1 protein-coding gene is annotated in these 287 nt (G+C 63.1%); it reads left to right on the top strand.

From position 1 onward, the window contains the following. Positions 1-287: iron-containing alcohol dehydrogenase (locus tag ASD31_RS26235; RefSeq protein ID WP_162251163.1), on the top strand; the 287-nt coding region annotated here is incomplete at both ends.

A 287-nucleotide genomic window follows, 5' to 3' on the forward strand; every position in this document is an offset into this window, starting at 1 on the left:
CTTCAGGCGCGCTCCGACATGGCGCAGGCAAGCCTGCTCGCCGGTCTCTGCATCAGCCATACCCGCACGGCGCTGGCGCATTCCATGTCCTATCCGATCACCGCGCATTACGGCCTGCCGCATGGCTTTGCCTGCAGCTTCACCCTGCCGGCGCTGTTCGATTTCAACATCGAAGTGGATGACGGCCGTCTCGACGCCCTCGCGCAAGCGCTCGGCCACGCGGATGCGCAGGCGCTGAAAAAGGTGGTGGCGCAAATCCTGAAGGATGCCGATATCGGCACCTATTT

The organism is Rhizobium sp. Root482 (assembly GCF_001426565.1).
Taxonomy (GTDB): Bacteria; Pseudomonadota; Alphaproteobacteria; order Rhizobiales; family Rhizobiaceae; genus Pararhizobium.